This window comes from Dietzia sp. B44, from assembly GCF_014145245.1.
Classification (GTDB): domain Bacteria; phylum Actinomycetota; class Actinomycetes; order Mycobacteriales; family Mycobacteriaceae; genus Dietzia; species Dietzia natronolimnaea.
The window spans coordinates 1-1,335 of the sequence record NZ_JAALEF010000297.1; the positions used below are offsets into that span (position 1 = coordinate 1).

The 1,335-nt window shown below is 68.2% G+C and carries 1 protein-coding gene; it reads left to right on the forward strand.

Annotated elements, in window-relative coordinates; genetic code table 11:
- Nucleotides 1-489 precede the first annotated feature (489 nt).
- A partial coding sequence (gene rpsB / locus G6017_RS10440; RefSeq protein WP_182617252.1) for a 30S ribosomal protein S2 occupies nucleotides 490-1,335 on the forward strand: 846 nt, incomplete at its 3' end.

The window sequence follows — 1,335 nt, forward strand, 5'->3', positions numbered from 1 at the left end:
GGCGACGGCCGCGGCCACCGTCGCGGCCGCGGTGGCGATCACCGACGGTCGGAGGCGCGGCGTCGCGGCGGTCGGTGTCGAGGGGCTCATGGATCGAGTACACCCGGAGACGCGGCGGGGAATCCGACCGACAGACCCCGCTGTGGAGGAGGTCCACGACCTTCCACAGGGGCGGGACGGCTATCGATCGCGTGTTGGAGTGCGGGCGCGGGCGGGTTATGATTGCCGATGCGGTCGACTGACGTCGATTGACTTCGCGTGTCCTGCACCTCCCACGGGAGGTGCATCCGGACCCGGGGCCTCACAGCCCCGGCTTCACCGGACACCGGACCCGTAGGTGCCCCTGCTCGTCGGGGGTTCGGTCCGCTGCGGTCACCAGGGCCCGAGACCACCCGGTTTCTCGGGCGTAACCCGATACACACCAGAAAGCGAGGACGAGGGCCTCGCGGTCCGGCTGCTTCCAAGCCGGACGAGCCCCTCAACACTTCCATGGCAGTCATCTCCATGAAGCAGCTGCTCGACGCGGGCGCACACTTCGGTCACCAGACCCGTCGTTGGAACCCGAAGATGCGGCGGTTCATCTTCACCGACCGCAACGGCATCTACATCATCGACCTTCAGCAGACGCTCACGTACATCGACCAGGCGTACGAGTTCGTCAAGGAGACCGTCGCCCACGGAGGCACGGTCCTGTTCGTCGGCACCAAGAAGCAGGCCCAGGAGGCCATCGCCGAAGAGGCCGCGAAGGTCGGGATGCCCTACGTCAACCAGCGGTGGCTGGGCGGCATGCTCACCAACTTCCAGACCGTGCACCAGCGCCTCATCCGCCTCAAGGAGCTCGAGGCGATGGAGCAGTCGGGTGGATTCGAGGGACGCACCAAGAAGGAGATTCTCATGCTCACGCGTGAGATGACCAAGCTGGCGCGCACCCTCGGCGGCATGCGGGACATGACCAAGGTCCCGTCCGTCGTGTGGATCGTCGACACCAACAAGGAGCACATCGCCGTCGGCGAGGCACGCAAGCTCAACATCCCGGTCGTCGCCCTGCTCGACACGAACTGTGATCCCGACCTCGTGGACTACCCGATCCCGGCCAACGACGACGCGATCCGCTCGGTCAGCGTCCTGACCCGGGTCATCGCCTCGGCCGTCGCCGAGGGCCTCAAGGCCCGTTCACAGGCGGGCAAGGCCACCGGCGAAGAGGCCGAGCCCCTCGCCGAGTGGGAGGCCGAGCAGCTCGACCAGGTGACCGGTGAGACCGCGGCACCCGAGGGCGAGACGGCAGCCGAGGCCCCCGCGGCCGAGGCCACCGCGACCGAGGCCCCCGCGGCCGAG